The organism is Crocosphaera watsonii WH 8501, assembly GCF_000167195.1.
Taxonomy (GTDB): Bacteria; Cyanobacteriota; Cyanobacteriia; order Cyanobacteriales; family Microcystaceae; genus Crocosphaera; species Crocosphaera watsonii.
This window is the reverse complement of sequence record NZ_AADV02000257.1, coordinates 1-3,949: the sequence shown is the minus strand read 5'-3', so window position 1 is coordinate 3,949 and position 3,949 is coordinate 1. Positions and strand designations below refer to the sequence as shown.

Sequence of the window (3,949 nt, the reverse complement as noted above, 5' to 3'; positions counted from 1 at the left end):
GAGTGTCCTCAAAGAATTGTAAGTTTAACTCAACCGCATATTCGTCCAATAGTGAGGGGAAAAGCAGGAAAACCAATAGAGTTTGGAGCTAAACTCTCAGTAAGCTGTGTAGATAACTATGTGTTTCTAGACAAAATAAGTTGGGAAAACTTCAATGAATCTTGTCATTTAAAAGAACAAGTAGAAAAGTATAAAGAAACGTTTGGCTATTATCCCGAATCCGTCCATGTAGATAAAATTTATCGAACTAGGGAAAACAGAAATTGGTGTAAGGAAAGAGGGATAAGAATCAGTGGTCCGAAGTTAGGAAGACCTCCGAAAAATGTCAGTGAAGAAGAAAAGAAAGAAGCCCACTCCGATGAATGCTTCCGTAATACTATTGAGGGAAAGTTTGGACAAGCTAAACGAAGATTTAGCCTAAATCTCGTGATGACAAAACTCCCTGAAACCTCCATTACATCTATTGCTATTACATTTTTAGTTGTCAATCTTTCTAAACTTCTGAGGCAGTTTTTGTCGCTTTTTTTGTCCTTATTTACTAATAATAGAACAGGGGAACTCATCAAACCGCCTTTCATTAATTTTGATTATACTTTAAACAATTTTTATGTACTAAAACTTATTGATTTGTCAGAGAATTCTTGGTCAAAAGTGGCATAAATTTTGGAGAAACTTTTTCAGCAAACCCTAATTATCATCGGTGTATTAGCAGCCATCGCTCTTCTCAACCTCTTAGGACAAGTTGGTAAAGCTCGTGAATCTGAAGCTAAATCCCAACTCGGTGCAATTAACCGCGCTCAACAAGCTTTCTTCACCGAACGTGGAGAGTTTGCACTAGAGTCCTTTAACTTAGAAGTACCCCTGGGCAACGAAAAATTCTATCTCATTGTCTTAGATAACGACACTGCAGGGCTGACACAAGCTCAGGGGGCTGAACAAGCCACAATTAAAGGCAACTGGGATGCCGGAAATGCAGCTGCTACTCCAATTGATGCTGCCTTGACTTCAGTTGATGATGCTAAGATTTCCAATGGAAAGAATGGAACAAGGGATTACTTAGGGGGTATCAGTTATCACACTATCGATCGCAGCTTTGCCACAGCGGTTTGTCGTTCTACGGACAGAGCCAACAACTACACTCTCGCCGTAGGTATAGATCCCAATATGACAAATGTCGGCCAGACGGCACCGGGCGGGACTGCTGGGGACGGTCTAGCTGCTGGCTGTGCAGGAAATACCGTAGAAGTCAAGTAAGCTTTGACTCACATAGCATACATTTCATATAATCTCGGGTGGTTCGTTATGGTTGCCACCTGTTTTTTTTGTTTGTTTTTAGCTGAAACCTGGTTTAATATGGTAACGTATATGTTACCGTAAGGCATGAGAGAACTAGAAGAATACATAGATATCAAGGGAATAAATCATTTTGCTAAGTGGTTTAATCAATTAAATGGTCCAGCAGCAGCAAAGATAACAGTTTACATAGCCCGTGTGCAACAAGGCAACTTTTCTCGTGTAGAAAGTGTTGGTCAAGGGGGTTGATGCTGCTCCCAAAAACCTACCTAATATTCTCTAAAATTACTTATATTAGTAGCAAAATTCCATAAATAAGTAGTTTATTGTGTTTAAAACCCTAATATGATACAATTAAACTTAGCAGTTTTGGTCATTATCTCAGAAATGCCATGTTGTTAGGCTTTAAAACTCAACTTAAATTAAATCAAAATCAACGTCAACAACTGGCACGTCATGCAGGAGTAGCCCGTCATGCTTATAATTGGGGAAATGATTTATGTCTAGCTATTTTAGACCATAATAAGAATTGTTCAGACTCAGAAAAAATAAAATTTCCTACAGCAATTGATTTACACAAATGGTTAAACAAATTAGTTAAACCGCAGAATGAATGGTATTATGAGGTGTCAAAATGCGCTCCACAATTTGCCCTGAGACATTTAGCCTTTGCTTGGCGTGATTGCTTTAACAAAAAGAAAAAAAGACCACAATTCAAGAAGAAAGGACGACATGATAGTTTTACTTTAGATGGAACTATCCGCATTCTATCTTCTCATTTAATCCAAGTACCCGTCATAGGAAAACTGAAAACTTATGAGAGATTACCTACTATTCATCAACCCAAAAATGTCACTATTAGCAGAGAAGCTGAACGTTGGTTTATTTCTTTTAGAATAGAGATAGATTCCATAACTACCGACAAAGAAGTAGATGTAGTAGGGATAGATTTGGGAATAAAAACCTTAGCCACACTATCTACAGGAAAAGTTTTTGAAGGAGCATACTCTTATAGAAAGCTATCAGCTAAATTAGCTAAACTTCAAAGAGAATTAAACCGAAAAAGCTTCGGTTCGTCTAACTACCAAAAAGCTAAATTAAAAGTTCAGAAACTGCATAGAAGAATTGCTAATCTCAGAAAAGATACATTACATAAATTGACATCACACTTAAGCAAAAACCACGCAGTAAATGTGATAGAAGATTTGAATGTATCAGGAATGATGGCTAATCATAAATTAGCGAAAGCAATAGCAGATATGGGGTTTTATGAGTTCAGAAGACAGTTGGAATACAAAAGTAAATTATACGGGTCAAAACTTGTGGTAGCAGATAGGTTTTATCCTTCTTCTAAAACTTGTTCTAATTGTGGAGAAAAAAAACACTCTTTGCTCTTATCTGAAAGAGTGTTTTGTTGTGAAAAATGTCATTATCAAATAGATAGGGATTTAAACGCAGCAAAAAACTTGGAAAAACTAGGTCAAGCTATGGCCGAAGTTACGCCTGTGGACAGGAAGGAGCCGACTCCCTTGGATGAAGCAGGAAGTAAAATAGACTCAAACCGAGTTATCATCAGCCTAAAAACCTGATGGGTAAGTTTAAATAAGTTTTATATAGCGGTTTTTGAGTGTCGCATTGATTTCGGACCAGGTTATCGAGTTTATTTTGCACAAGAAGGCCAGATAATCATTCTTCTTTTGACAGGGGGAACAAAAAAAAGACAGCAAAAAGATATTGAACAAGCTAAAAAACTTTGGTTAGAATATAAACAAAGACAAAAAGACGATTAACCTATGGCTATAACCCATCAATTTCAAGCAACAGTTCAAAAAAGAATCAAAACCGATGCGAAGTTTCGCTTATCTTTGCTTACTGAAGCTATTAATTGTTTAATTCACGGAGAATTTACCATCGGAAAGGCAATTTTACGAGACTATATTAATGCAACTATTGGATTTACAAAATTAGGAACTCTTACGAATAAATCCTCTAAAAGCCTTATGAGGATGTTAAGTGATACTGGTAATCCCCAAGCTAAAAACCTTTTAGAAATTATTGCACAACTTCAAAAAATTGAGGGAGTAGAACTTGATGTTCAAATCAATGAATCCTAGTCATGACATCAGAAGATGCCTCAATAATTATGAAAAAACCTCTAATAATGATTCCATCATCTAGTTCGTAGCGTCCCCCAGTGTTGGGATATTGGGCAACAAAATCATCAAATGTAATTAATTCTGTTAACGTTTGAATCATACTAAATAATATCAAAAGAATTGGGATTGAAAGCTCACGGGGTGACAAGCCCGTTAAAACCCTGATTGAAAGAGGGTTTCAGCCGTGGCGATCGCTCTATAAATTGTCAAAAACTAGAGGGCTTATTGAGAATAAACAATAATGATAATCATTCTTGCCGTGTGTGTGGGGGGGAGGACGGTGTAACCCTCCTCCCCCCCACAGAGTTGATGCTCAAAATCAACCCCTTGGGCAATATTAGTTTTTATTAAATAATAAAAATTGGTTTATTTTGGATAGTTACATCTAAAATAAATCATCTTCCACTGGTTATTTTATGTTAAGATAAAATAGGGGAATTAAGCCGTCTTATCTATTATGGACATGGCTTGTAACCCTTTTTTATAATTGTTGAGTTTCT

The 3,949-nt window shown here is 36.7% G+C and carries 6 protein-coding genes and 1 pseudogene; 6 read left to right on the top strand and 1 reads right to left on the bottom strand.

All coding sequences use genetic code 11. The features are described from left to right. From CWATDRAFT_RS32190 to CWATDRAFT_RS30230, 6 genes and pseudogenes are all read left to right on the top strand, one after another. Window positions 1–660, top strand: a pseudogene (locus tag CWATDRAFT_RS32190) (IS5-like element ISUnCu10 family transposase); the annotation flags it as partial. 3 nt (window positions 661–663) lie between these two features. Then, the gene (locus tag CWATDRAFT_RS30250; protein ID WP_007308527.1) at window positions 664–1,254 is read left to right on the top strand and encodes a type IV pilin-like G/H family protein; all 591 of its coding nucleotides are present in this window, start codon (window positions 664–666) and stop codon (window positions 1,252–1,254) included. Between the two features lie 126 nt (window positions 1,255–1,380). Next, window positions 1,381–1,542 carry a hypothetical protein gene (locus CWATDRAFT_RS37955; RefSeq protein WP_007313316.1) on the top strand — a complete coding sequence of 54 codons (162 nt, stop codon included), beginning with the start codon at window positions 1,381–1,383 and terminating at the stop codon, window positions 1,540–1,542. A gap of 143 nt (window positions 1,543–1,685) precedes the next feature. Then, complete coding sequence (locus CWATDRAFT_RS30240; protein ID WP_007308528.1) at window positions 1,686–2,882, top strand: RNA-guided endonuclease InsQ/TnpB family protein; 1,197 nt, start codon at window positions 1,686–1,688, stop codon at window positions 2,880–2,882. A gap of 24 nt (window positions 2,883–2,906) precedes the next feature. Then, complete coding sequence (locus CWATDRAFT_RS35145) at window positions 2,907–3,083, top strand: type II toxin-antitoxin system RelE/ParE family toxin (protein WP_081451040.1); 177 nt, start codon at window positions 2,907–2,909, stop codon at window positions 3,081–3,083. A gap of 3 nt (window positions 3,084–3,086) precedes the next feature. Continuing rightward, the gene (locus CWATDRAFT_RS30230) at window positions 3,087–3,407 is read left to right on the top strand and encodes a helix-turn-helix domain-containing transcriptional regulator (RefSeq protein WP_007308529.1); all 321 of its coding nucleotides are present in this window, start codon (window positions 3,087–3,089) and stop codon (window positions 3,405–3,407) included. On the opposite strand, the gene CWATDRAFT_RS39035 is transcribed toward CWATDRAFT_RS30230, so the two are convergent. Continuing rightward, window positions 3,394–3,549, bottom strand: coding sequence for a hypothetical protein (locus CWATDRAFT_RS39035; protein ID WP_007313314.1), 156 nt, complete (start codon window positions 3,547–3,549; stop codon window positions 3,394–3,396). The two genes, CWATDRAFT_RS30230 and CWATDRAFT_RS39035, sit on opposite strands and share 14 nt — an antisense overlap. Window positions 3,550–3,949: the final 400 nt, after the last annotated feature.